The sequence below is a fragment of the Nesterenkonia maliinae genome, from assembly GCF_051262655.1.
Lineage (GTDB): Bacteria > Actinomycetota > Actinomycetes > Actinomycetales > Micrococcaceae > Nesterenkonia.
This window is the reverse complement of the sequence record NZ_JBIMEY010000003.1, coordinates 220152-244648: the sequence shown is the minus strand read 5'-3', so window position 1 is coordinate 244648 and position 24497 is coordinate 220152. Positions and strand designations below refer to the sequence as shown.

The 24497-nt window shown below is 68.2% G+C and carries 29 protein-coding genes and 1 tRNA gene; 18 read left to right on the top strand and 12 right to left on the bottom strand.

The window, feature by feature from the left end; translation table 11 throughout:
- Positions 1–194 precede the first annotated feature (194 nt).
- The 7 genes from ACHAA4_RS08090 to ACHAA4_RS08060 all read left to right on the top strand — a co-directional run bounded on the left by ACHAA4_RS08090 (position 195) and on the right by ACHAA4_RS08060 (position 5419).
- On the top strand, positions 195–455 hold the full coding sequence (locus ACHAA4_RS08090; protein WP_435773662.1) for a hypothetical protein: 261 nt from the start codon (positions 195–197) through the stop codon (positions 453–455).
- Positions 456–935 carry an FAS1-like dehydratase domain-containing protein gene (locus ACHAA4_RS08085; protein ID WP_435773661.1) on the top strand — a complete coding sequence of 160 codons (480 nt, stop codon included), beginning with the start codon at positions 456–458 and terminating at the stop codon, positions 933–935.
- Entirely contained in the window at positions 932–1435 is a 504-nt protein-coding gene (locus ACHAA4_RS08080; RefSeq protein ID WP_435773660.1) for a MaoC family dehydratase, read from the top strand. The genes ACHAA4_RS08085 and ACHAA4_RS08080 overlap by 4 nt, the downstream gene beginning before the upstream one ends.
- Before the next feature lie 164 nt (positions 1436–1599).
- On the top strand, positions 1600–2460 hold the full coding sequence (locus ACHAA4_RS08075; RefSeq protein WP_435773659.1) for an ABC transporter substrate-binding protein: 861 nt from the start codon (positions 1600–1602) through the stop codon (positions 2458–2460).
- A 5-nt stretch (positions 2461–2465) separates the two neighbouring features.
- Positions 2466–3260, top strand: a complete 795-nt coding sequence (locus ACHAA4_RS08070) for an amino acid ABC transporter permease (RefSeq protein ID WP_435773658.1) — start codon at positions 2466–2468, stop codon at positions 3258–3260.
- A gap of 14 nt (positions 3261–3274) precedes the next feature.
- Entirely contained in the window at positions 3275–4111 is an 837-nt protein-coding gene (locus ACHAA4_RS08065; protein WP_435773657.1) for an amino acid ABC transporter ATP-binding protein, read from the top strand.
- A gap of 129 nt (positions 4112–4240) precedes the next feature.
- Positions 4241–5419 carry a UDP-N-acetylmuramate dehydrogenase gene (locus tag ACHAA4_RS08060; protein WP_435773656.1) on the top strand — a complete coding sequence of 393 codons (1179 nt, stop codon included), beginning with the start codon at positions 4241–4243 and terminating at the stop codon, positions 5417–5419.
- A gap of 138 nt (positions 5420–5557) precedes the next feature.
- On the opposite strand, the gene asd is transcribed toward ACHAA4_RS08060, so the two are convergent.
- The 7 genes from asd to ACHAA4_RS08025 form a co-directional block, all read right to left on the bottom strand.
- Positions 5558–6766 (bottom strand): aspartate-semialdehyde dehydrogenase, encoded by a 1209-nt coding sequence (gene asd / locus ACHAA4_RS08055; RefSeq protein ID WP_435773655.1) that lies wholly within the window; start codon positions 6764–6766, stop codon positions 5558–5560.
- Positions 6767–6803: 37 nt separating this feature from the next.
- Positions 6804–7703: a dihydrofolate reductase gene (locus ACHAA4_RS08050; RefSeq protein WP_435773654.1), complete on the bottom strand. Its 900-nt coding sequence runs from the start codon at positions 7701–7703 to the stop codon at positions 6804–6806.
- Positions 7700–8521, bottom strand: a complete 822-nt coding sequence (locus tag ACHAA4_RS08045; protein ID WP_435773653.1) for a thymidylate synthase — start codon at positions 8519–8521, stop codon at positions 7700–7702. Before ACHAA4_RS08045 ends, ACHAA4_RS08050 begins: the two co-directional genes overlap by 4 nt.
- 106 nt (positions 8522–8627) lie before the next feature.
- Positions 8628–8963 (bottom strand): GNAT family N-acetyltransferase, encoded by a 336-nt coding sequence (locus ACHAA4_RS08040; protein WP_106121773.1) that lies wholly within the window; start codon positions 8961–8963, stop codon positions 8628–8630.
- A 94-nt stretch (positions 8964–9057) separates the two neighbouring features.
- Positions 9058–10068: an NUDIX hydrolase gene (locus ACHAA4_RS08035; protein ID WP_435773652.1), complete on the bottom strand. Its 1011-nt coding sequence runs from the start codon at positions 10066–10068 to the stop codon at positions 9058–9060.
- A gap of 32 nt (positions 10069–10100) precedes the next feature.
- Complete coding sequence (gene mshD / locus ACHAA4_RS08030) at positions 10101–11135, bottom strand: mycothiol synthase (protein WP_435773651.1); 1035 nt, start codon at positions 11133–11135, stop codon at positions 10101–10103.
- Positions 11136–11174: 39 nt separating this feature from the next.
- Positions 11175–11885 (bottom strand): response regulator transcription factor, encoded by a 711-nt coding sequence (locus ACHAA4_RS08025; protein ID WP_435773650.1) that lies wholly within the window; start codon positions 11883–11885, stop codon positions 11175–11177.
- 166 nt (positions 11886–12051) lie between these two features.
- On the opposite strand from ACHAA4_RS08025, the gene ACHAA4_RS08020 reads away from it, so the two are divergent.
- From ACHAA4_RS08020 to ygfZ, 4 genes are all read left to right on the top strand, one after another.
- Complete coding sequence (locus ACHAA4_RS08020) at positions 12052–12894, top strand: hypothetical protein (protein ID WP_435773649.1); 843 nt, start codon at positions 12052–12054, stop codon at positions 12892–12894.
- A gap of 17 nt (positions 12895–12911) precedes the next feature.
- Positions 12912–13046 carry a hypothetical protein gene (locus ACHAA4_RS08015; RefSeq protein ID WP_435773648.1) on the top strand — a complete coding sequence of 45 codons (135 nt, stop codon included), beginning with the start codon at positions 12912–12914 and terminating at the stop codon, positions 13044–13046.
- Positions 13047–13106: 60 nt separating this feature from the next.
- Positions 13107–13742, top strand: a complete 636-nt coding sequence (locus tag ACHAA4_RS08010) for a nitrobindin family protein (RefSeq protein WP_435773647.1) — start codon at positions 13107–13109, stop codon at positions 13740–13742.
- Between the two features lie 85 nt (positions 13743–13827).
- The gene (gene ygfZ, locus ACHAA4_RS08005) at positions 13828–14991 is read left to right on the top strand and encodes a CAF17-like 4Fe-4S cluster assembly/insertion protein YgfZ (RefSeq protein ID WP_435773646.1); all 1164 of its coding nucleotides are present in this window, start codon (positions 13828–13830) and stop codon (positions 14989–14991) included.
- Positions 14992–15014: 23 nt separating this feature from the next.
- Here the strand turns inward: ygfZ and ACHAA4_RS08000 are convergent, their stop codons facing one another.
- The 3 genes from ACHAA4_RS08000 to ACHAA4_RS07990 form a co-directional block, all read right to left on the bottom strand.
- On the bottom strand, positions 15015–15749 hold the full coding sequence (locus ACHAA4_RS08000) for a hypothetical protein (protein ID WP_435773645.1): 735 nt from the start codon (positions 15747–15749) through the stop codon (positions 15015–15017).
- Positions 15739–16770: a 6-phosphofructokinase gene (locus ACHAA4_RS07995; protein ID WP_435773644.1), complete on the bottom strand. Its 1032-nt coding sequence runs from the start codon at positions 16768–16770 to the stop codon at positions 15739–15741. The genes ACHAA4_RS08000 and ACHAA4_RS07995 overlap by 11 nt, the downstream gene beginning before the upstream one ends.
- A gap of 140 nt (positions 16771–16910) precedes the next feature.
- Positions 16911–18125 carry a pyridoxal phosphate-dependent aminotransferase gene (locus tag ACHAA4_RS07990; protein WP_435773643.1) on the bottom strand — a complete coding sequence of 405 codons (1215 nt, stop codon included), beginning with the start codon at positions 18123–18125 and terminating at the stop codon, positions 16911–16913.
- A gap of 175 nt (positions 18126–18300) precedes the next feature.
- Here ACHAA4_RS07990 and ACHAA4_RS07985 point away from each other — a divergent pair.
- The 7 genes from ACHAA4_RS07985 to rplL all read left to right on the top strand — a co-directional run bounded on the left by ACHAA4_RS07985 (position 18301) and on the right by rplL (position 22531).
- A tRNA-Trp gene (locus ACHAA4_RS07985) sits at positions 18301–18373 on the top strand.
- 38 nt (positions 18374–18411) lie between these two features.
- A complete protein-coding gene (gene secE, locus ACHAA4_RS07980) occupies positions 18412–18717 on the top strand; it encodes a preprotein translocase subunit SecE (RefSeq protein WP_106121781.1) in 306 nt (101 codons plus the stop codon).
- Positions 18718–18823: 106 nt separating this feature from the next.
- Positions 18824–19708 carry a transcription termination/antitermination protein NusG gene (gene nusG, locus ACHAA4_RS07975; RefSeq protein ID WP_435773642.1) on the top strand — a complete coding sequence of 295 codons (885 nt, stop codon included), beginning with the start codon at positions 18824–18826 and terminating at the stop codon, positions 19706–19708.
- A gap of 241 nt (positions 19709–19949) precedes the next feature.
- The gene (rplK, locus tag ACHAA4_RS07970; RefSeq protein WP_036473227.1) at positions 19950–20381 is read left to right on the top strand and encodes a 50S ribosomal protein L11; all 432 of its coding nucleotides are present in this window, start codon (positions 19950–19952) and stop codon (positions 20379–20381) included.
- A gap of 109 nt (positions 20382–20490) precedes the next feature.
- The gene (gene rplA / locus ACHAA4_RS07965) at positions 20491–21195 is read left to right on the top strand and encodes a 50S ribosomal protein L1 (protein WP_435773641.1); all 705 of its coding nucleotides are present in this window, start codon (positions 20491–20493) and stop codon (positions 21193–21195) included.
- Positions 21196–21574: 379 nt separating this feature from the next.
- Positions 21575–22093 carry a 50S ribosomal protein L10 gene (gene rplJ, locus ACHAA4_RS07960; RefSeq protein WP_435773640.1) on the top strand — a complete coding sequence of 173 codons (519 nt, stop codon included), beginning with the start codon at positions 21575–21577 and terminating at the stop codon, positions 22091–22093.
- 60 nt (positions 22094–22153) lie between these two features.
- Positions 22154–22531, top strand: coding sequence for a 50S ribosomal protein L7/L12 (rplL, locus tag ACHAA4_RS07955; protein WP_435773639.1), 378 nt, complete (start codon positions 22154–22156; stop codon positions 22529–22531).
- 108 nt (positions 22532–22639) lie between these two features.
- On the opposite strand, the gene ACHAA4_RS07950 is transcribed toward rplL, so the two are convergent.
- On the bottom strand, positions 22640–23107 hold the full coding sequence (locus tag ACHAA4_RS07950; protein ID WP_435773638.1) for a hypothetical protein: 468 nt from the start codon (positions 23105–23107) through the stop codon (positions 22640–22642).
- On the bottom strand, positions 23104–24483 hold the full coding sequence (locus ACHAA4_RS07945) for a PspC domain-containing protein (RefSeq protein WP_435773637.1): 1380 nt from the start codon (positions 24481–24483) through the stop codon (positions 23104–23106). Before ACHAA4_RS07945 ends, ACHAA4_RS07950 begins: the two co-directional genes overlap by 4 nt.
- Between the last annotated feature and the right edge of the window lie 14 nt (positions 24484–24497).

Genomic DNA, 24497 nt, shown 5'->3' with positions numbered 1-24497 from the left:
GCTTCCTGGGGTCTCGCGGGGCGGGGCCGCACGGTGGACCATTCAGGTCCGGTGGGGAGGGTTCCACTCTGACAAGACCGTGTTTCCGCGAGTGGAGCGGCGAGTTTCGGTCGCGATAAACCAGCCTCATAGTCCGCTCGGCCGGGTGTGAGGTTTTTCGAGATGGCCGCGCCGCGGCCTGTAAGCTCACCCACGTGAACACTCAGTCCTTCGACCCGTGGAGCAGCGGGACGCGCGCGTACCGGGTCACCCTGGTCCTGGGCATGGCCTCCACTGCCGTGGGCGTGATCCTGGTGGTGCTCGCGGCCCTGCTCGACGCCGCCGAGACGACCGCTGCGCTGCGCAGCACGGGTCTGGTCTTCCTCGGCGTCGGGATCCTGAGTCACCTGATCTCCATCGGACTGCGTCGCCGCCAGGCGGTCCAGATCCTCTCCCGGCGAGCGAAAGACGACTGAATGATCAACCCAGACCGGCAGGGCCACCAGTACCCGCCCGCCGCGCCGTACCAGGTCAGCCGGGAGGCGGTCCGCGAGTTCGCGCTCGCCGTCCAGGCCGAGCACCCCGCACACCACGACGTCGACGCCGCCCAGGCGCTGGGTCACCGCGATCTGATCGCGCCGCCGAGCTTCGCCGTGGTCATCGCCCAGCGCGCGGAGGCCGCAGTGGTCAACGACGACGAGGCCGGGATCGACTTCTCCCGCGTGGTCCACGCCGAGGAGCGCTTCACCCATCACAGCCCCATCCAGGCCGGAGACACGCTGACCTCCCAGGTCACGCTGGAGCGAATCCGCACCATGGGCGCCGGCGCGATGGTCACCACCGTGGTGCAGATCAGCGCCCAGGACGGCACCGCCCGAAGCACCGTGACCTCCACCCTGCTGGTCCGCGATGATCCCGCCGGCGCGCCGGCCCGCACTGAGGAGGATGCCGCATGAGCACGCCGGTCTTCGAAGAGCTCGAGAAGGGTCAGCAGATCGGGACCCGCGAGCTGAGCTTCTCTCGCGCCGACCTGATCCGCTACGCCGCCGCCTCCGGGGATCACAACCCGATCCACTGGAATGACCGCTTCGCCCGGGAGGTCGGCCTCGAGGGGGTCATCGCCCACGGCATGCTCACCATGGGGTCCGCGGTCGACCTGGTGAGCGTCTGGGCAGGCGACCCGGGCGCCGTCGTCGACTATCAGGCTCGGTTCACCAAGCCCGTCCCGGTGCCGGACGCGGAGTCCGGCTCTCCCGAGACCACCACCGCCCGGCTCGAGATCAGCGGCAAGATCGGCGCGGTGGACACGGAGCGGCGCAGCGTGCGGGTGGACCTGAGTGTGGAGCTTCTCAGCCAGCCTGTCGCCGAGACATCCGCCACGGCAGGAGCGCACCAGCCTGCGCAGGCCATCCGCACCAAGGTGCTCGCGAAGTCCCAGGCTGTGGTGCAGTTCTAGTTCGTGCGCGGGTGCAGGCCTCGGGCAGCTCAGCGCGCCGAACCCCACTGCAACACGCCGTCAAGCTCGCGCCGGGCTGACATAGGGCCGAAACACAGCTTCACCGTATAATCGCGGACACCGTCTGACTTCGGTTTCCGCCGATCAACCCAAAGGATCCCACTATGGCTATGCACAAGACCGCGGCCAAGGCCGTCGGCGCCTCCGCGCTGGCAGCGCTTGTCCTCACCGCCTGTGGCGGCGGCGACGAGAGCGAGTCCAGCGACGATGGCTCGGAGATGCTCAACAGCGCCGGCACCCTCCAGGTCTGCTCCGACGCTACCTACCCGCCCTTCGAGTACCGCGACGAGACCGGCGAACTCGTCGGCTTCGACATCGACCTGGCCGAGGTGCTTGCGGAGTCCATGGACGCAGAGCTGGAGGTCGTGGAGACCGGCTTCGAAGGAATCCAGTCCGGCGTCGCCCTCGACTCCAACACCTGTGATCTCTCGATCTCCGGCATGACCATCACCGAGGAGCGGGCCGGCAACATGCTCTTCTCCGAGCCCTACCTCGACGACAACCTCGGTCTTCTCGCCGCCACCGAGGCGAACGTCAGCTCGCTGGACGACCTCGACGGTCTCACCGTGGGCGTGCAGAGCGAGACGACCGGCGCGACCTACGCCGAGGAGAACGGCTACGAGGTGCGCGCGTACACCGACTCCGGTCTGCTGATCCAGGGCATCGAGTCTGGCCAGGTCGACGCCGCCATCGGCAACATCTCCATCCTGGGCTACCAGGCCGGGGAATCCGACACTGCGGAGTTCGTCGAAGAGATCGACACCGGAGAGCAGCTGGGCATCGCCGCCCAGAGCGAGAACACCGAGCTGATCGACGCGGTCAACGAGGCGCTCGCCGAGATGGAATCCTCCGGCGAGCTGCAAGAGATCGAAGACCGCTGGTTCCGCGACGGCGACACGCCTGAAGAGGCTGCTGACGATGAGGCTGCCGACGACGAGCCCGCCGAAGACGAGGGTGACGAATAACTCTCATGGCAATGACAACCCGTGACCGAGCGCGAGTGAGCCTCGGGATCCAGGCCGGGATCTTCCTTGCGGTCGTGATCGTGCTGGCCGTGGTGGTCGACTGGTCTGCGATCCGCAACAGCTTCTTCTCCATCGAGAATCTGGGACCGATGTTCCCGGAGATCATCACCGTGGGACTGTTCAACACCGTCCAGTACACGGTGGTGGGCTTCGTCTTCGGTCTGCTCGGCGGAACGCTGCTGGCGCTGATGCGCATGTCCTCCTTCCCGGTCTACCGGTGGGTGGCCACCGCGTACATCGAGTTCTTCCGAGGAATCCCTGCGATCCTGGTGTTCATCGCGCTCGGTTTCGGTGCGTCGCTGGCGTTCGGGTGGAACCTCTCCACCCTGCAGATCGCCGGTTCGGCGCTGGCCATCGTGGCCAGCGCGTACATCGCGGAGACGCTGCGCGCAGGCCTCCAGGCCGTGCCCAAGGGCCAGCTTGAGGCCGCCCGCGCGCTGGGCATGCCCGCCTGGCGCGCGATGGTGACCATCCAGATCCCGCAGGCCTTCCGGATCGTGCTGCCGCCGCTGACCAATGAGGCGATCCTGCTCACCAAGGACTCCTCGCTGATCTTCGTCGTCGGCATGGCCGGCGGCGCCGCCGAGCTGACCAAGATGGGCCGTGACGGCATCAACATCTACCAGGCGGGCCTGACCCCGCTGGTGGTGGCCGGCTTCTGCTACCTGCTGCTGACCGTGCCGCTGTCACTGCTGGCCCGCCGCATGGAGCACCGCACTCCCCGGACGGGGAAGAAGTAGAGATGGACGCGAACATGAGCCAGAGTCACACGCCGGGGGAGACGACGCCGAACCCCTCCACAGCCAGAGCCTCAGCCGAAGGCGTGTCCGGCGGGCACGGCACGTCGGCCGCCGGGGTGACCATCACCGGGCTGCACAAGTCCTTCGGGGACAACGAGGTGCTCAAGGGCATCGACATGAGTGTGGCGCCCGGTGAGGTGGTCTGCCTGATCGGCGCGTCCGGCTCCGGGAAGTCCACGCTGCTGCGCTGCGTGAACCGGCTGGAGACCCCCAACGCGGGGACCATCACCGTGGGCGAGCACGAGGCGACCCACCCGGACGTCAATCTCGACGCGATGCGTCGGCAGATCGGCATGGTCTTCCAGCAGTTCAACCTCTTCCCCCATCTGAGCGTGCTGGAGAACTGCACCATCACCCCGCGCCGGGTGCTGGGACAGTCCGAGGCCGAGGCCGAGACCGAGGCGCTGGCCCAGCTCGACGCCGTCGGGCTCAAGCACCTCTCCGAGCGTCGCCCCGATCAGCTCTCGGGCGGTCAGCAGCAGCGGGTGGCCATCGCCCGGGCGCTGACCATGAAGCCGCAGCTGATGCTCTTCGACGAGCCCACCTCCGCCCTGGACCCCGAGACCGTCGGCGACGTGCTCGCCAGCATGCGCAAGCTGGCCGAGGCCGGGATGACCATGCTCGTGGTCACCCACGAGATGGGCTTCGCCCGCGAGGTCGCGGACCGCGTCGTGTTCATGGATCAGGGCCTCGTGGTCGAGGAGGGTCCGGCGACCGAGGTCATCGGTGCCCCCCAGCAGCCGCGCACCCAGGACTTCCTGCGCCGGGTGCTGAACCCGCTGGGCGAGTAGCACCGACCGGGCCTGCTGTCGTCTCCGCCCCGGTGGAGCCCCGACCTCTCCGGCTGTTCATGGGTCCGCAACCCTGAGTACACGCCGCGCAGATGCCCATTCCAGCCACTCCAGGTAGGCTTCTGCGCTGTGACCAGTGTTGACAGTTCTCCCCTCGCATCCACCGGCCGATTCAGCGATCACACCACGGCACGCGTCGGCGGCCCCGCCGGCCGATGGATCCGAGCGGACACCCAGGAACAGGCGCTGCAGGTGCTCCGAGAGCACCCGCTGCCGGACCAGGCAGCGCGTGAGCGCGGCGAAGATACCCTGATCGTCCTGGGCGGCGGATCGAATCTGCTGGTGACCGAGGACGGGTTCCCCGGCACCGTGCTGCAGCTGGCGTTCCACGGGATCAGCACCGAGGTCCACGGTGCCCGTGATGTGCTGCTGAGCGTCGCGGCGGGTCACGACTGGGACGACGTCGTCCGGTTCAGCGTGGCACGCGGCCTCACCGGGCTGGAGGCGCTCTCCGGGATCCCCGGCGCCACCGGGGCCGTGCCGGTGCAGAACGTGGGCGCCTATGGCGCAGACGTGGCCCACACCCTCAAGGACATCCAGGCCTGGGACCGGGGGCGTGGGGAGCTGGTGCGCTTCACCAATGCGCAGCTGCAGTTCGGCTACCGGAACTCGGTGCTGAAGCAGACCACCGTGCACGGCTCACCCCGCTATGTGGTGCTCCAGGTGCGCTTCATGCTGCAGAACCGGCCCGACGGGCTCTCGGCTCCGGTGCGCTACGGCGAGCTCGCCCGGACTCTCGGCCTGGATGCTGAGAGCGCCGACCACGAGCGCCGCGCACCGCTCAAACAGGTCCGCAGCACGGTGCTGCGGCTGCGGCAGGGCAAAGGCATGGTGCTCAGCGAGGGCGACCACGACACCTGGTCCACCGGATCCTTCTTCACCAACCCGATCGTCCCGCGCGAGGTCGCCGCTTCGCTTCCGGACGGGGCGCCCCAGTTCTCCGCCGGTGTTGACGGCGCCGGAAGCCCGCTGGTGAAGCTCTCCGCCGCCTGGCTGATCGACAACGCCGGCTGCGGCAAGGGATTCGGACTGCCCGATGGACCGGCGGCCGGACGCGGGACGCAGGGCACCGGGATCGCCGGAGGCCGCGCCTCGCTCTCCACCAAGCACACGCTTGCGGTGACCAACAGGGGCTCCGCGACGACCGACGACCTGCTCGCCGTCGCCCGGGCCGCCCGTGACCAGGTCAACACGGCCTTCGGCATCACGATGCACGAAGAGCCCGTGCTGATCGGACACGCGCTGTAGTCGCCCCGAAGATCGTCACGCCTCGGGTCGTCACGCCTCAGGTCTTCACGCCTCGGGTCTGGGGAACCGGCTCAGGGTGTTCTCGGAGCCGGTTCCCCAGACTCTGAGCGCTGGGCTCGAGGCTTCAGGGAGCGACGCTCAGAGCTTGCCGACGCTGATCAGCAGCATCCGGCGCAGCGGCTCCGCGGCGCCCCAGAGCAGCTGATCTCCCACCGTGAACGCGGAGATGTACTCCGGGCCCATTTCGAGCTTGCGGATGCGTCCCACCGGGATGTCCAGCGAGCCGGTGGCGGCCACGGGGGTCAGCTGGGACACGGTGGCCTCCTTCTCATTGGGGACGAAGGTGGACCACTCGGTGCCGGCGGCCACGATCGATTCGATCTCGGCCAGCGGCAGGTCCTCGCGCAGCTTCAGGGTCAGCGCCTGGGAGTGCGAGCGCAGCGCGCCCACCCGGACGCAGAGCGAGTCGAAGGGCACAGCCGCGCCGCGGGAGGTCACGCCGGGGGCGAGGTTGTCGCCGCGTCCCAGGATCTTGTTCGTCTCCACGCCGGCCTTCCACTCCTCCTTGGCCACACCGTTGCCCAGATCGGCGTCGATCCAGGGGATCAGCGAGCCGGCCAGCGGGACCCCGAACTGGGTGGCGTCGAGGTCGTTGCGCTGGGCGTGCAGCACGGCCCGGTCGATGTCCAGGATCGCGGCCGCGGGGTCGCTGAGGTCCTCGGCCACGGCGGAGTGCAGGGTGCCGAACTGGTTCAACAGCTCGCGCATGTGCTTGGCGCCGCCGCCGGAGGCCGCCTGGTAGGTCATGGCGGTGCCCCACTCGACCAGGTCATTGGTGAAGAGCCCGCCCAGGCCCATCAGCATGTTCGAGACCGTGCAGTTGCCGCCGATGAACTCCTTCACGCCTGCCGCGAGTCCGGCGTCGATGACGTCGCGGTTGATCGGGTCCAGCGCGATGATCGAGGTCTCGGCCATGCGCAGGGTGGAGGCGGCGTCGATCCAGATTCCGTTCCAACCGGCCTGGCGCAGCTTCGGGTAGACCTCGGAGGTGTAGTCCCCGCCCTGGGCGGTGACGATGATCGGCAGCTTCAGCAGGGTCTCCAGGTCAAAGGCGTCCTGCAGGGTGGTCTCCTCGGGGGTGACCCCTTCGAAGCTCGGGGCCTGGCCGCCGGCGTTGGAGGTCGAGAAGAAGACCGGGTTGATGTGGGCGAAGTCACCCTCCTCGAGCATGCGCGTGATCAGCACCGAGCCGACCATGCCGCGCCAACCGACGAGACCCACCGAGGGAGTCTCGCCGGGGACGGCGGAGAGGGCAGGGGACACTGAGGATTTCACTGCAGAAGTCATGCCTCCAGGGTAGCGGAGTCGGCTCAGCGAGTCAGAGTCAGCCCGCGACGCCGGGTGCTTCTGGGGTCTCGTCGGTACCCCGGGCGTCCTTGATCTCCTGCAGCAGACGACGACGCGACAGATGCGCCCACAGCCCGCCGGCCACCCAGATCTGCGCGACGAACAGGAAGGCGAGACCGGGCAGGATCCGGTCATTGAGCACCAGGACGAAGCCCAGGGTCACCGTGAAGAGGGCCAGGAACGGGAGGATCAGGTAGCCGCCGAGTCCCAGCATCATGAGATTGGTGGAGGTCGCCTGTGAGGCCTGGTCCGTCTTGCTGGCAGCGCTCTGGTCAGCGCTGTGGTCCGTCTTGCTGGCGGCGCCCTGGCTGGCGCGGGTGGTCTCGGTCAGCTCAGGCCTGCGTCGGTGTGTCTCGATGTGGTACTCCAGCCCGTTGGCGCCCTGATGGGTTCCGGCGGTGGGGTCTCGCTGGGTGAGCTCCCACTGCTCGGTCAGCGCCGGAGCCGAGGTATCACCGGAGGCGGAGCTCTTGATCACGGTGATCACCGCGAGGTCGGCGATAGAGCGCTGGACGGTCTCGGCATAGACCTGACCGCCGCCGATGATCCAGATCTTCTCGGCCGCGGAGGCCGCGGCAAGCTCGAGCCCCTCGTCCAGGCTGGCCACGGGGTGGCCGCCCAGCCCGCGGATCTGCTCTGCGGCGTGCTGATCAGAGGTGATCACGATGTTCTGTCGGCCGGGGAGCGGGCGGTACTTCGCCGGGAAGGACTCCCAGGTCCGTCGTCCCATGACCACCGGGGCGCCGCGGGTGGTGGCCGTGAAATGCGCCAGGTCCTCGGGCAGATGCCAGGGCATGGCCCCGGCGTCGCCGATGACCCCGGTGTGGGTCTGGGCCCAGATCATGCCGATCTCTGCCGTTTTGGGGTGGTCGCTCATACGGCGACGGCGGCCTTGATGGCGGGGTGGTGCTGGTAGTCGCGGACATCGAAGTCCTCGAACTGGTAGTCGAAGATCGAGTCCGGGGTCCGGGTGATCGCCAGGGCGGGCGCCGGGTAGGGGGCGCGGGAGAGCTGTTCGCGCACCTGGTCCACGTGGTTGTCATAGATGTGGCAGTCCCCGCCGGTCCAGATGAATTCCCCGGGCTCGAGTCCGACCTGCTGGGCGACCATCCGGGTGAGCAGCGCGTAGGAGGCGATGTTGAAGGGCACGCCGAGGAACATGTCGGCGCTGCGCTGGTAGAGCTGGCAGGAGAGCCGCCCGTCGGCCACGTAGAACTGGAACATGATGTGGCAGGGGGGCAGCGCCATGTCATCGATCTGAGCCGGGTTCCAGGCGCTCACCACGTGGCGTCGCGAATCGGGGTTCGTCTTCAGCGAGCTGATCAGCTGCTCAATCTGGTCGATGTTCTTCCCGTCCGGGGTCGGCCAGGAGCGCCACTGCACGCCGTAGATCGGGCCGAGCTCGCCGTCCTCGCCGGCCCATTCGTTCCAGATCCGCACGCCGCGCTCCTGCAGCCAGCGGGCGTTGGAGTCCCCGCGCAGGAACCAGAGCAGCTCCAGCGCCACCGATTTGAAGTGCACTCGCTTGGTCGTGATCAGAGGGAAGGACTCTGCGAGATCGAACCGAATCTGCCGCCCGAAGACACTTCTGGTGCCGGTTCCGGTGCGGTCAGACTTGGCGGTGCCGGTGTTCAGCACGTCTGCGAGCAGGTCCTCGTACGGGGTGGGGATCGTCGAGTTCACGCCCCACAGCATACCGGTGGGGCCTGGGCGCCAGGGCGCTGCCCCGACGGGTGTGCGCCTGCCCGCTTCGACGCGCGTGCGACCCGTCCGTCCAAGCTGCGGGCCTCCGGGCTGCGGGTCAGGAGAAGGTGGCCTGCAGTGACCGATATTCGGGATAGCGGTGCAGGTAGGCGTCCACATAGGTGCACTCGGAGGCGAAGAGCCGGCCCTCGGCCTGCAGCTGGTCCAGCAGCAGGGTCACCAGGCAGCGGGCGTAGCCCTGTCGGCCATACTGCGGGTGGACGATGGTGTGCTGCAGGAGGGTGACCTCCTGACCGCGCAACGTCTCGGGGGTGAAGCCGATGAACCCGATGAAGGTGCGACGCCCGTTGATGGTGTCCCAGAGCTCGGCCCGGCCCCGGTCCTCGTCGATGTTGAGCTCGGCGGTGGGATGGACGTTCTTCGGCGCACTCATGCATTGAGAGTACCGTCACAGTCCACCATTGTCAGCGGTCCGGCGGGGACGCTCACAGCCCGGGCGAGTTCAGCCCGGGCCCCGAGGGGACAGTTCAGTCCTCGAAGGGCTCGTAGACCTCGATCGAGACGATCTCGCCGCCGCGATCCATGGCCTGCTGGGCCACCAGCACGGCGCCGGGGCGCAGATACGGATCTTCATCAGGGATCGCCTGCAGAAGCCGCGGATCCTGCAGCCAGGCGCTCATGGTGTCCAGGATCAGAGGAAGGACCGGACGATGGGTACAGATCAGCGTGGGCAGCAGCAGCTCCAGGCAGCGTCGGACCCGGGCCCGGGAGCGTCCCGGGTGGGCCTCCGCGCGCTTCTCCGTGAGCGACTTGCGGTAGGTGGCGCGGTTGCGATGGGCCTTGACGTAGGGCGCGATGGTCTCGGCGCAGCGCTTCCAGGGGCTGGACTCCAGGTGGCGGGGGCGCCAGCAGATCAGCAGCCGCTCCACCGCGCGGGCCTGGCGCTTGCCCGTGGCCGCAAGCGGCCGCTCCGACTCGGCCCGGGACCAGGAGGAGCGCGGCTTGGCCTTGGCGTGGCGCAGCACGATGAAGGGCAGGGTGTGCAGCCGCCGGTCCTCGTGGAGACGCTCCAGCTCGTCCAGCGGCAGCACGTCGCCTCGATTGGTCAGCAGCTCGCGGGCCCGCTCGACGCTGACCCAGGCGGTCTCATCGACCTCGTCGCCATCCGGGACGGGAGTGCCTTCGGCGACCTGGGCGGCCCAGTACCAGACGGCCTTGTCCTTGCTGCCGTTCCCGTTCCCGTTCCGGGCGCCGCGCGCCTTGCCCACGGAGTAGCGGGTGATCGGCAGCGGCATGCCGAGCCGGACCTTGAGTCCGATCTCCTCGCGGACCTCACGGACCGCGCACTCAGGCAGCGTCTCGCCCTCGTCGAGCTTGCCCTTGGGGAAGGACCAGTCGTCGTAGCGGGGCCGGTGGATCACCAGCACCTCGAGCTCGGCACGACGGATGCGCCAGCACAGCGCGCCGGCGGCGAGGATCTCGGCATCGAGCCCGTCATCGGAGACCGTGACAGTTCTGCGGCGGGGGACCTTGCTCATGGTCTCGGGGGAGCTCACGAGAGACCAAGATATCAGGCTGGTTCCACGGCGGCTTCCTCGGTCGGGGCGTACATGGTGTCAGCGTCCCATTTGGTGAATCCAAGCTTCTTGTAGAGCTTCACCGCGGCAGTGTTGTCGGCGTCCACGTAGAGCATGATGGCGGCCAGACCGCTCCGGTGCAGGTGTTCGATCCCGGCAAGGGTGAGGCTGCGGCCCAGGCCGCGACCCTGCGCGGTGGGCACGACGCCGACCACGTAGACCTCACCGAGGTCCGGATCCGCGACCTTGGTCCAGTGGAACCCGACGAGCTGCTCGCCCTCCCAGGCCAGCAGGACCCCCTCGGGGTCGAACCAGTCCTCGGCCATTCGGGCATGCAGGTCCTCGAGGGTGAGCCGGCCCTGCTCGGGGTGATCGGCGAAGGCCGCGGCGTTCGCCGCCAGCCAGGCCTCGTCGTCGACGCCCGGGCGGAAGCTGCGCATCGTGATGCTCTCGGGCAGCTCGGGCGAGGGCGCCTCGTCGAGGTCGGTGAGCCGCATCCGCCAGAGCTCGCGCACCGGGTTCCAGCCGTAGCGTCGGGCGAGCCGCGCCGCGGCGTCGTGCTCGCCATGGGCCCAGGCGCGCTGCACCCGGCCCGAGGTGGGGGAGAGCACGTTCTCGGTGAGCGCCTCCACCAGGGCGGTGCCGATGCCGCGCTGGCGGCAGTCAGGTCGGACCACCAGCTCCAACACGTCGGGCGTCCCGTGTGCACCCTCGACGACGACGCCGGCCCCGGCGAGCAGCCGGGAATCCGGCCGCGCATCGGTCCAGGCGTAGGCGATCCTCAGCGGGCTGCGCTGACCTTCTGCGGAGGTGCCTGAGGCCGTCTCCGACGTCGCGGCCTCAGGCCGGTCAGCAGCCCGGTGCAGCTCCACCAGCGTCTGTTCCGAGAACGGCGGGTTTGCGTCAGCCTCGGCGGAGACGGCTGCCAGCTCGAGCAGCGCGTGGTGCAGGTCGGCATCGGGTGCGCCGTCGCTGAGCTCGACCACTGCGAGCTCGGTGTCTTCTGGGGTGCCATCTCCTGGGTTCATGGGCTCACTGTATCGGAGCTGAACCCTCAGGTCACCGGCTCAGGCGGCGTCTGCGCCGTCGTCGCGCCGGTCGTCGTCCGGTGGGGTCGCGGTGTCCGACCCGCTGATCACCAGGCGGTATCCGACATTGCGGACGGTGCCGATCAGTGATTCGTGATCGGGCCCCAGCTTGGCGCGCAGACGTCGGATGTGGACGTCCACGGTGCGGGTGCCGCCGAAGTAGTCGTAGCCCCAGACGTCGTGGAGCAGCCGGTCGCGGGTGAAGACCTGGCCCGGGTGCAGCGCGAGGTGCTTGAGCAGCTCGAACTCCTTATAGGTCAGGTTCAGCAGGCGTCCGTTGATGGTCGCCATATAGGTGGTCTCGTCGATGGTGATTCCACCGGCGCGGATCTCGCCGACCGGGGTCTCCTCCTCGGTCTCCACTGCTGCCAGCCTGATCCGGGCGTCGATCTCGCCGGGGCTGGCCTCGCCGAGGATGAAGTCATCGGCCTGCCAGGACTCGTTCAGCGTGGCCAGGCCGGCTTCGGTGACGATGACGAGCACCGGTGAGAGCATCGAGGACTTCACCAGCTGGCACAGCGACCGGGCGTGGGCGAGCTTGGTGCGCGCATCGATCAGCGTGACGTCCACATTGGGAGCCCGCACGATCGAGGAGGCTTCAGCGGGGAAGGTGCGGATTCGGTGGGTGAGCAGCTCCAGTGACGGTAGTGCGTCGTCCGGGGTGTCTGAGAGCAGCAGAACTTGAGCCATGCATGACTCCTTCCCCTTGGGTCACTGTCTTCACCGGGTCCCGCAGGGTCGTCAACGGTGATTACGGTCTTAAACGCCAGTGATTTCACAATGCGAAAACGTGATTCAGCGATCTGCAGATGAGTATATGCGACGTGTGAAGCGCCGACCTCTAGGATGGCCTGTTGTGAAGTACATCCCAGTCGCAGCCTCCGCCCTGCTCGCCGCGACAGCGCTCGCCCTGGCTTCCTGGGCCGGGACCGTCGCGATGACGCTGGTGGTCTGCGGGCTGTCGATCCTCATCGCGCTGGGGTGGCCCCAGCTGATGGGCGTCTCAGCCCGGCGCTCGCTCTCGACCGTGATCGCCTGCGCCGGTGTCATCGCTGCCCTGGGCGCCGGAGTCGTCGGTGCCGCAGATGATCTCTTCTTCTGGTCCTCGGTGGCGCTGGCCTTCGGTGTGATGAGCATCTTCCTGATCCAGGTGCTGCGCGGGACCGGAAGGCCGCACCGGCTGGAGTCGACCATCGGAGCCTGCGCCGGAGTGCTGATCGCGACCACCGGCGCCGGGTGGGTGGCCGGTCTGCGCTACCCCGTGGAGCTCGCCGACGCGACCGGCGACGACGCCCGCGGGATCCTCGCGGTGCGCGGGCTGCTGCCGGTGGAGGACACCACCCTGCTCGCCGTCACCGGGACCTCCGGGGAGCTGACCGTGGTGGCGCTGGCCGCAGGCACGCTGATCGTCGGGACCCTGCTGGCCGCGGTTCCGCTGCCCAACGCATGGGCGATGCTGCTGGTGGTCCTGGGCAGCGTGGCGGCCGGCATCGGCATGACGTTGGCCTGGGGAGAACTGACCCTGCTCTTCGCCGGGACGCTCGGACTGGTGGCCGGACTCCTGCTGGCATCCTTCCGCCGGTTCCTCCTGGCGCAGGGCCCGCCGCAGGGGATCCTCTCCGGGATCGCGGTCGGTGCGGCCCCGATCGCGGCGATGGGCGCGCTGACCTACTTCACGGAGCGTCTTCTGCTGGTGTGAAGTTGTACACTTCAGCCATGAACTTAGCATTGCAGAACGTCTCACTGTTGGCACTGGAGATCTTCTTCATCGGGCTGCTGCTCCTGGTGACGCTGATGATCGCCGGCATCTCCTGGACCGTCATCTCCCGGCTGTACAAGGGTCAGCGCTGATCCGCCTGCACCGCACCGAGGCACACGCCTGTGGCACCCGCGCGCTGAGGAGCTGAGCCGATGGCCCCGATGGAGCTTCCCACCGACCTGACGCCCGAGCTCGCCCCGCTGTACTGGCTGCTCGGCAGCTGGCGCGGCCAGGGCCGACTGGGCTCGGGCGAGCAGGACGACCCGATCTTCACCCAGGACGTGACCTTCAGGGACACCGGCCTGGAGTTCGTCGAATATCGCGCCGAGACCTGGCTCGCCGACGAGGCCGGTGCACGGCTGCGACCCCTCTCGGTGGAGACCGGCTTCTGGTCGCTGGATCGTGCCCGCACCGACGCCGACGTCGGCCCCGGCCTCGACCCCGCAGACGTGGTCCCGGCCTATAAGAGCGCCGCCGAGGTCGACCGGCTCGCCGAGCAGGACGGATCCTTCGCCATCACCGCGACCATCACCCATCCGGGAAGCATCTCGGAGCTCTACTACGGCAAGATCAAGGGTCCGCAGCTGCAGCTGGCCACCGACGCCGTGATGCGCGGCGAGCACGCTGCGGAATATCCCGGTGCCTCCCGCATGTTCGGACTGGTGAACAGTCAGCTGTTCTGGCGCTGGGATCTCCGCGCCGCCGACGGCGAGATGGTCCCGCACGCCTCGGCGATCCTGGACCGCACCGCCTCGGCCGAAGAGGTCAGCGCCAAGAGCACTGCCTGAGCCTCGCTCTCGCCTGCCCGATGTGGCAGGCACCCCGCGCCGTGCGCACCTCGCGCGCCCGCCGCACCGATGAAGGAGTCCGCCCGTGGATGAGAACTCGAAGTCGCCCCTGCTGAACCGCGCCGGCGCCGTCCCCGACGGCGGAGACGACGCCGCGGTGGCCGCCCACTACGGGGACCCCACCCGTGAGCAGCGGGCACTGGCCCGCGGCGCCGCCGTCGTCGACCTCTCCCACCGCAGCGTGGTGACGGTCACCGGCCCAGACCGGCTGACCTGGCTGACCACCCTGTCCTCCCAGCAGGTCGCCGGGCTCAAGCCGGGGGAGTCCACCGAGCTGCTGCTGCTCGACATCTCCGGACGCATCGAACACGACGCCGCGGTGGTGGACGACGGCGAGACCGTCTGGCTGATCACCGAGAACACCCACGGCGGGGTGCTGGCCCAGTGGCTGGACTCGATGAAGTTCATGCTCCGGGTGGAGATCACCGATCGCACCGCCGACTACGCGGTGCTCGGCTCCACCGCCGCGCTGCCGGCTTCCGCGGTCGCCGAGCTCGTCATCGGCTGGGACGACCCCTGGCCGCAGCTCGGCCCCGGCGCGGCCAGCTACGCCCAGGTCGCCGAGGAGGAGCACCCCGGAGCGGACTGGTCCTGGCACCTGAACGTGGTCCCGCGGACCACGCTGGAGACCACGGTCACCGGACTGGAGCAGGCCGGATGGAGCGTCGCCGGGACCATGGCGGCCGAGGCGCTGCGCGTCGCCGCCTGGCGCCCCCGCCTGGCCCGTGAGGTCGACGAGAAGACGATCCCGCACGAGCTGGACCTGATCCGCACCGCCGTGCATCTGAGCAAGGGCTGCTATAAGGGCCAGGAGACCGTGGCGCGGGTGCACAATCTCGGCCATCCGCCGCGCCGTCTGGTCTTCCTCCACCTCGACGGCAGCGAACACACGCTCCCGGCCATCGGCGCCGACATCCTCGCGGCCAGCCCCGAGGCCACCGCCGCCGAGCTGGCCCAGGAGCGACCGGTGGGGAAGGTGACTTCGGTGGCCCGCCACCACGAGATGGGACCGATCGCGCTGGCCCTGGTCAAGCGCAAGGTGGACCCCACGCTGCAGCTGGTGGTGCGCGACGGCGACGCTGACTCGGCGACCTTCTATGCCGCTGCGCAGGAGGTCATCGTCCGCCCGGACGCCGGCCAGGCCGTGGGCCGTCCGCAGGGAGACTTCCTGCGCGGCCAGCGCCGCTGATCCTCTGCCGCTGGGTCAACGACTCAGTCGAAGACCACGGTGGTCTGTGAGCCGGACGGGCTGAATCCCAGCGCGGCCGCGATCCGCAGCGAACCGATGGACTCGGTGCGGGCCCGCCACTGCGGGATGAGCCCCTCGGTGAAGGCCTCCTCGGCCTCGACCGCCGCCAGCGCTCTCCCGACCCCGCTACGACGCTGATCCGGCACGGTGAGGATGCCGAGGTGGGCGAGCATCCCGGCCCAGAGCTCGCGTCCGGCCGCGCCGAGCACCGTCGCGGTGTCCTCGTGGACCAGCGCCGCCCGCCAGGGGGCGTCCGCGATCCCAGCGGCCTGGACGTCGTCGGCGGGGGAGGCGGCGAGGACCGCCTGCACGTGGGCCGGATCGAAGGAGACCGCCCCGCGCTGGGCGGCGTCCAGGACGGGCGGCTCCTCGGCGTAGAGCAGCTGGGCCGCACCGAGGCTCCGTGCGCCTTCCGCGTGTCGACGCGAGATCTCCAGGAGCCGGCGTTCATCGGCGAGCTCGTCGTCCTCGAAGCGGCGGGCATCGCGCAGCACCTGGGCGGGTCCGCTGAGCACGGTGTGCTCGAAGATCCGCACAAAGGTCACCGCGGAGCCGTCTTCGGTGCTGACCTCGCGGCGCGGCCCCGCGCCGCCGAGCAGCTCCTCATCGTCGAGGCCGAGCATGCGGGACCAGGCCAGCGCGATGATGCTGCGCGTATGGTCCCCGAGACTCGTCCCGAGTCCCGGATCAGCGGCCAAAGAGGATCTGCGCTTCTTCGTAGCGCTCCGGCGGGACGGTCTTGAGCCCGTCCAGCGCCTCGGTGAGATCGACCTTGACGATCTCGGTGCCGCGCAGCGCGGCCATATGGCCCCAGGCCTGCTCGTGCACCAGGTCCAGGGCGCGGATGCCGAAGCGGGTGGCGAGCACCCGGTCATAGCCGGTGGGGTTGCCGCCGCGCTGGATGTGCCCCAGCGTCGTGTGGCGGGACTCGATGCCGGTCTTGGACTCGATCTGGTGCGTCACCCACTCACCGATACCACCCAGCCGGGGGCGCCCGTCGGACTCCTCCCCCTTGCCGGCCAGTGCGGCCTCGGCGTCCTCGGGGATGAACCCCTCGGCGACGACCACCAGCGGTGAGCGTCCGCGCGAGTGGACCTGCTCGACCCATTCGCAGACCTGGTCCATGGAGACCTTGTGCTCCGGGATCAGGATCGCGTGGGCGCCGGCCGCCATGCCGGAATGCAGCGCGATCCAGCCGACGTGGCGACCCATGACCTCGGCGACCATGCAGCGGTGATGGGACTCTCCGGTGGTGCGCAGCCGGTCCATCGCGTCGGTCGCGATGGAGATCGCGGTGTCGAACCCGAAGGTGTAGTCAGTGGCCTTGAGATCGTTGTCGATCGTCTTCGGGACGCCCACCACAGGGATCCCGTCGTCGGCGAGCCGCTTGGCCCCGGCGAGGGTGCCCTCGCCGCCGATGGCGATGACCGCGTCGATGTCGTGGCGCTTGAGCTGCTTGGCGATGTTCTCCGGACCACCCTGGGGGTGGTTGTACGGATGGGTGCGGGAGGTCCCGAGGATCGTGCCGCCCTCGCGGGAGAGTCCGCGCACGGACTGCCGGGGAAGGTCGATGTAGTCGCCCTCGATGAGTCCTCGCCAGCCGCCCTTGAAGCCGACGAACTCGTCGCCGTAGCTCTTGATCCCGTGGAGCACGGAGGAGCGGATGACGGCGTTGAGGCCGGGGCAGTCGCCGCCGGAGGTGAGCAGTCCGATGCGCATGGTGATTCAGCTCGTCCCTTCATGGATTTCAGGAAAAATCTCAGGCCTGACTTCCTCGGCAGGTTGCTGCGCCTAAGTCTATGGGGTCGAGCGGAATCCGCAGAGGCCCGGCTCGGCCGGGCCTCTGCGCCGACGGGGGATCAGCCGAGCAGGTCCTGGAGCCGGCGCAGTCCCTTGGCCAGATCCTCGTCGCCCAGGGCGTAGGAGAGCCGCAGGAACCCGCTGGGGCCGAAGGCCTCGCCCGGGACCACGGCGACCTTCGCCTCCTCCAGGATCAGCTCGGCGAGCTCCGCAGAGGTCTGCGGCGTGCGTCCGGCGATCTCGCGGCCCAGCGCCTCGCGGACATCGACGTAGGCATAGAAGGCGCCCTCGGGGGTCGGGCAGGAGAACCCGGTGATCTCATTGAGCCCGGCCACGATGGCGCGGCGTCGTCGGTCGAAGGCGGTCTTCATCTTCTCGACCGCGTCCAGCGGACCTTCCACGGCTGCGAGTGCGGCCATCTGCGAGACGTTGGCGACGTTGCTCGTGGCGTGGGACTGGAGGTTCGCGGCGGCCTTGATCACGTCGGTCGGGCCCACCATCCAGCCCACCCGCCAGCCGGTCATCGCATAGGTCTTGGCGACGCCGTTGAGGATGACGACCTGGTCGGTGAGCTCCTCGACGGCGGCGATGGAGCTGAACTCGGCGTCGTCGTAGGTGAGATGCTCGTAGATCTCATCGGTGACCACCCAGAGGCCCTTCTCCGCCGCCCAGCGGCCGATCTCGCGCACCTCCTCGGCGGAGTAGACCGCACCGGTGGGGTTGGAGGGGGAGACGAAGACCAGCACCTTGGTGGCCTCGGTGAGCGTCTGCTCCAGCTGCTCGAGGGTGACCTTGTAGCCCTGCTCGGGTCCGGCGAAGACGTCCACCGGCACGCCGCCGGCGAGCTTGATCGCCTCGGGGTAGGTGGTCCAGAACGGAGCCGGCAGGATGACCTCGTCGCCGGGGTTCAACAGGGTGGCGAAGGTGTTGTACACGGCCTGCTTGCCGCCGTTGGTGATCAGGACGTTCGCCGCGGCCAGCGCCTCGCCGTCGATCCGGTACCCGGAGTCTCGGGTCGTCTTCTCCGCGACGGCCGCGCGAAGCTCGGGCAGACCGGCGGCGGGGGAGTAGCGGTGGAAGCGGGGGTTCAGCGCCGCCTCACGGGCCGCCTCGACGATGTAGTCCGGGGTGGGAAAGTCCGGCTCACCCGCACCGAATCCGATGACATCCTCACCCGCCGCCTTCAGGGCCTTGGCCTTCGCGTCCACCGCGAGGGTGGCGGACTCGGCGATGGAGCCGATACGGTCGGAGATGCGGGAGTTCGGAGCAGTCATGTCTGAGGGATCCTTTCGGGATTCATGGACTGATTCAAGCCTACCGGTTTGTCCTGCACCGGGCCGAGGGCGTAGAGTGATCGTTCGGTGTCTCAGGCACCTCCGATCCATCGTGCCCCGAAACCGGAGCTCCGGTTCCCGATACGGTAGCGTGGTGGAGGGTCAGTTACCCCCTAGGGCAGTGGCGCAATTGGTAGCGCAACGGTCTCCAAAACCGTAGGTTGCAGGTTCGAGTCCTGTCTGCCCTGCTAGGCACCCGCCTTAACCGTGAACAGATGGAGTCTTCGTGTCCCAGTCGCCTTCGACGCATGATCAGGGCTCCACGCCTGCCGGCGGCGATCCGAAGGGCCCGTTCGGGAAGCTGTGGCTGTTCCTCCGCCAGGTCGTCGACGAGCTCCGCAAGGTGGTCGTACCGACCCGCCGCGAGCTGACCAACTACACGCTGGTCGTGCTGGTCTTCGTGGTCATCGTGATCGGAATCGTCACCGGCTTCGACGCCGTGTTCAGCCGGGGTGCGGAGGCGCTCTTCGGCTCGACCGGGGGAGGCGTCGAGCAGCCGGTCGAGCCGCCCGCCGGCGGCGCCGAGGACTGAGCTGGGCCGCCCAGATGACCATGACGTGATGTCGCAGTCCCGGGCATCCACCACGTGAACGAGAGCTCGCCGTGTGGCGGTGAGCACCACGGAAAGCAGGAGAACAGTGTCTGAACAGGATCTTTCGCAGCAGACCGAAGAGGTCGACGCCGCCCAGGATGCCGCTGTCGATTCAGCAGCCGGCATCGACGCGGCCGATGACGCCTCAGCCGCTGACGAGACGGCCGCGCAGACCGACGCCGTGACCGACGAGGACACCGAGGCTGCGCAGGACGCATCCGAGGAGACCGACGTCGACGCCGAGGCCCAGGCCGAGACCACGTCCGATGAGGGCGAGGCCGCCGAGGTCGAGGTTCCCGAGGAGGAGAAGTCCTACGAGGAGCGCGCCGCGGCACTGAAGTCCACGCTGCGCCGCCAGCTCGGCGACTGGTATGTGGTGCATACCTACGCGGGCTACGAGAAGCGCGTGAAGTCCAACCTGGAGACCCGCATCCAGACCCAGGACATGGAGGACCACATCTTCGAGATCGAGGTCCCCATGGAAGAGGTCGTGGAGATCAAGGGCACCCAGCGCAAGGTCGTCAGCCGAGTCCGCATCCCGGGCTACGTCATCGTCCGCATGGAGCTCACCGACGCCTCCTGGGGCGTGGTGCGCCACACCCCCGGTGTCACCGGATTCGTCGGCAATGCCCACGACCCGCACCCGCTGAGCTCCGACGAGGTCTTCGACATGCTCTCGGATCACCTCCTCGGCAAGCCGGATGCGCCCAAGCTCAGCGAGGACGGCACCCCCGCTCCTGCGGCGTCGGACATCAAGGTCGACTTCGAGGTCGGCGAGTCGGTCACCGTCACCGACGGCCCCTTCGCCACCCTGCCGGCCTCCATCTCGGAGATCCACGCAGATTCGCGTCAGCTCGTGGTGCTCGTCTCGATCTTCGAGCGCGAGACCCCGGTGACGCTGAACTTCAACCAGGTCGAAAAGATCTACTGAGGTTCACCTGCATGGTCCGGGACGACGACGTCGTCGTCCCAGGCCATGTGAGAACTCAAGACTTTCGACGCGGCAGGTGGCTTTGGCCGGCGGCGTCGAACCGGTCATCACGCCATGATGGCCACCCCCCTGCGTCACGCTCCTGTGGCACAGGGACACCAGGTGAGGGTTCAGGCCCCGTGCGCCGCCTCCAGCGGCAACGAGCGCAGGAACCCACCACGCAAGCAAAGGACGCTTAAACATGGCCCCGAAGAAGAGAGTCTCCGGCCTGATCAAGCTGCAGATCAAGGCAGGCGCCGCTAACCCGGCCCCGCCGATCGGTCCTGCACTCGGTCAGCACGGTGTCAACATCATGGAGTTCTGCAAGGCTTACAACGCCGCGACTGAGGCTCAGCGCGGCAATGTGATCCCTGTGGAGATCACGGTCTACGAAGACCGCTCCTTCACCTTCGTCACCAAGACCCCGCCGGCCGCCGAGCTGATCAAGAAGGCAGCAGGCGTGGCCAAGGGCTCCGGCGTGCCGCACACCGAGAAGGTCGGCAAGCTCAGCCAGTCACAGGTCGAAGAGATCGCTCAGACCAAGATGGAGGACCTCAACGCGAACGACCTCGCGTCGGCCTCCAAGATCGTCGCCGGAACTGCCCGCTCCATGGGCATCACGGTCGAAGGCTGAACCGGGCTCACGCCCAACATCAACTGATCATTTTGTCCGGCCATGAGCCGGACGGTGGGAAGGGTCGAGCGCGACCCGCGTACCACGACTGCTAAGGAGAACAACGCAGATGGCAAAGCGCAGCAAAGCTTATGAAGCAGCGGCACAGAAGGTCAACGAAGATGCCCTGTACTCCCCGGCCGAGGCACTAGCCCTGGCCAAGGAGATCAACCCCTCCAAGTCGGACGCCACCGTCGAGGTCGCCATGCGGCTCTCGGTGGATCCGCGAAAGGCGGACCAGATGGTCCGCGGCACGGTCATCCTGCCCAACGGCACCGGCAAGACCTCCCGCGTCGTCGTCTTCACCCAGGGCGACAACATCGCCAAGGCCGAAGAGGCCGGGGCTGACTACGTCGGCGGCGACGAGCTCATCGCCAAGGTCGCCGACGGCTGGACCGACTTCGACGCCGCCGTCGCCTCGCCCGACATGATGGGCAAGGTCGGTCGCCTGGGCAAGGTGCTGGGTCCGCGTAACCTGATGCCGAACCCCAAGACCGGCACCGTCACCCCCGACGTCGCCAAGGCTGTCAACGAGCTCAAGGGCGGCAAGATCACCTTCCGCGTGGACAAGCACTCGAACCTGCACTTCATCGTGGGCAAGACCAGCTTCGATGCCGAGGCGCTGGCGGAGAACTACGCCGCCGCCCTGGAAGAGGTCCTTCGTCTGAAGCCTTCGGCTTCGAAGGGTCGCTACATCGCCAAGGCCACCGTGACCACCACCTTCGGCCCCGGCATTCCGGTGGACCCGAACGTGACCAAGGTGATCGCTGACTGAGTCCTCCCGAGCGTCACCAGCTGAGGCCCTCGTCCGATGGACGGGGGCCTCAGCTGCGCCCTGGTGCCTGCGTTTTGCGCAGGAGTGGATCCGTGTGTAGAGTGAGGGCTGACCAAAGACCGCCGGTCGTTGTCGTCGTGCGCAGATCAGTGGCTGTTCTGCGTGGTCAGCAGACATCATGTCTGTGAGGCGATGCAACGTAAAGACCCGATTCGGGCGACCTGCGCAGGACACGATCAGCTCTTCACTCCAGAGGCTGCCCGCGGTGATACGCGATCAGCCCCACGCTTGAAGTCATGCCCCGTGCCTTGCGCAGCGGGGCATTTTTTATGCCCCAGCTCGAGGGTGGTGACCGGCTTACATGATCGGAAGGAGTGCCATGGCGAATCCTGAGAAGGCTGCCGCCGTCGATGAGTTGAAGGAACTCTTCAACAACTCGACTGCCGCAGTGCTCACGGAATACCGCGGCCTCTCCGTGGGCCAGCTGCAGACTCTGCGCCGGTCCGTGCGAGAGAACGCACACTACGCTGTGGTGAAGAACACGCTCACCGAGATTGCGGCCCGGGAAGTCGGCATCGACGCCTTTGAAGGCAAGATGTCCGGACCCTCCGCAATCGCCTTCGTCCACGGGGACCCCGTGGACGTGGCCAAGGCGCTGCGTGACTTCGCCAAGAGCAACCCTGCGCTGATCGTCAAGGGCGGCTACATGGATGGCGTCGCCCTCGATGAGGCAGGTATGAAGAAGCTCGCGGATCTTGAATCCCGTGAGGTTCTGCTCGGCAAGATGGCTGGTGCCCTCATCGGCGTCCAGTCCAAGGCCGCTGCCCTGTTCCAGGCGCCGCTGTCGAAGGCCGTTCGCACGGTCGAGGCACTGCGCGAGAAGCAGGAAGCTGCCTGAGCTCGAGCTCACCACAGATCCGCAAGCAACACCCCCTAAACATTTAGAAGGAGCGCCCCCATGGCGAAGATGAGCAACGAAGAACTGATCGAACAGTTCAAGGACATGTCCCTGATCGAGCTCTCCGAGTTCGTCAAGGTCTTCGAAGAGACCTTCGACGTCACTGCAGCTGCTCCCGCAGCAGCCGCAGCGGCTCCCGCAGCAGCAGCTGAGGAAGAAGAAGAGCAGACCGAGTTCGACGTGGTCCTCGAGTCCGCAGGCGAGAAGAAGATCGGCGTCATCAAGGAGGTGCGCGGTCTGACTTCCCTCGGTCTCAAGGAGGCAAAGGACGTCGTCGACAGCGCCCCCAAGGCTGTTCTCGAAGGTGTCGACAAGGCAACCGCCGAGAAGGCCAAGGAGACCCTGGAAGGCGCAGGCGCCACCGTCACCCTCAAGTGATCGGAGCGGCGACAGCCGCATCCAGGCAGTCTTGACTGCTGATATAGAAATCCCCCGGAAGGCTTCCTTCCGGGGGATTTCTGTATTCCTGAGGCTCTGAAGAGCTGATCAGAGCCGGCTGCCAGGCTTGGGCATCAGCCCGGTCGCCACCAGGGCCAGCCCGGCCAGGGCGAAGACCCCGAGGGCCACGATGAGCCAGTCGATGTAGATCCCCAGCACGGTGCTCGCCAGGACCCACAGCGCCAGCGCCACCGCGATCGCGGCGTAGATGACGCCTGAGATGCGAGGTCCGCTCACCGACCGCGGGTCCGAGCTGCCGGGAGTTCCCGCGAGCGGGCCCTTCCCGGCGGGGGCCGCCACTGCGTCGGTCGCCGGCGCGGTCCCGGCGCTGAGCGCCGCCTCCTGCTCGGCGCGCTCGAACCAGCGGGGACCGCGCTCGGGCTCCTTCCAGGTGAAGTCTCGCTCGCTCTGGGCCCGCAGCGACTCGGCCAGCAGTTCGTCGACGTCGGCCGGCTCGGGTGGAAGCGGCCGGGTGGGGTGGGTGCGCGCGTCCTGCTCGGGGTGCTCGGCGGTCATCGCTGCTCACCTTCCTGCTCGTAGGTGGTGGAGTCATAGATCGTGGTGTTGCCGAAGGCCGAGTTCAGCTCCAGATGGAGCTCCTCCTCGGCGTCTTCGGGCCCGATCACCAGGTCATCGCCGGAGATCCCTGAGCGCTCCAGGCTGTCCTCCTGGGTGGCGATCTCGAGGTTGCTCAGCGCCTGGCCGTTGCTGATGGTCACCCGAGTTTCGTCGGGGATGATCACTGTGGTGTTGCCGAAGGCCTGGTTGAGCTGGGCCTCCGGGACGGATGACGCGAAACCAGGGGCCTGGTTCTCGGCCAGCTCGCGCAGGTCCATCGTGGTGTTTGAGAAGACGCTCTGCACCTGGTTCTCCGAGGTCTCGTAGTTGCCGAAGGCGTGGTTCGTGCCGCTGCCGAAGCCGGAGGCGCTCTGTCCGGCGAAGAGCACCAGCATGACCGCGGTGCTCAGCGCGAGCAGCCCCGGGGTGCCCGGGCGGCCTCGAAGCGCTGCGGTGAAGTGGGTCAGTCCGAGGATCAGCACCAGACCGGCGGTGGCCGCGATGGCCACGGTGGCGCCGGAGATCCCGAATCCTCCGCCCAGCCACGCGAGTCCCACGATGACCGGCACCGCCAGCGTCGCCAGCCCCCAGCTCAGCTGACGGCGACGACGCCGGGCGGCCTGCTCGCGGGGCGAGCACTGCGGGCGGGGCTCGCGGGTCCTGGCGGACACAGAGCTCGCAGGGGCGGCAGCCTGGGCAGCGGGGGAGGCGTGAGCGGAGGAGCTCGGCGTCGTCGACTCCTCCTTGGGATACCAGGCCGGTTTCCCGTCCGCACGCGGCGGCTTCGAGCTCCCGGCCTCAGCTTTTCCCGCGGCGCCCCGTCCCGAGCCGTCGAAGCGGCCCGGCGTGGAACCTGCCGCGCCGCTCGAGGGGACTGCCCCGTCCGGGCCTGCGGCGCCGGAGCTGCGCCGGTGATTCCGGACCATCACGTAGACCAGCCAGCCCACTGCACCGAGGATGACCAGGTTCAGCAGCACGGCGAGCGGTCCAGCGACGCTGACCGGGGTGAAGATGTTCAGCGCACCGATGACCGTGAGGACCGCACCTCCGATGAAGCCGGAGGTGTAGTCCCCACGCACGGCCTGCTGCGCATGGATCCTTCCCTCGCGATCCGGGATGAGGATCCACGCCAGCCCGTAGAGCAGTGCCGCGGGGGAGAAGAAGATGATGAAAGCGACGACGCCGAGCCCACGCACCAGGGCGGCGTCCCATCCCACCTTGAGTGAGATTCCGGCGAAGATTCCTCCGAGCCAGCCTTCTTCGGGACGGCTGAGCCCCGTGGTGCGGATCCAGTCGAAGAAGCGGCGGCCTGTCTCAGGCTTCTGATTGTCCATGAATCCAGTCTCCG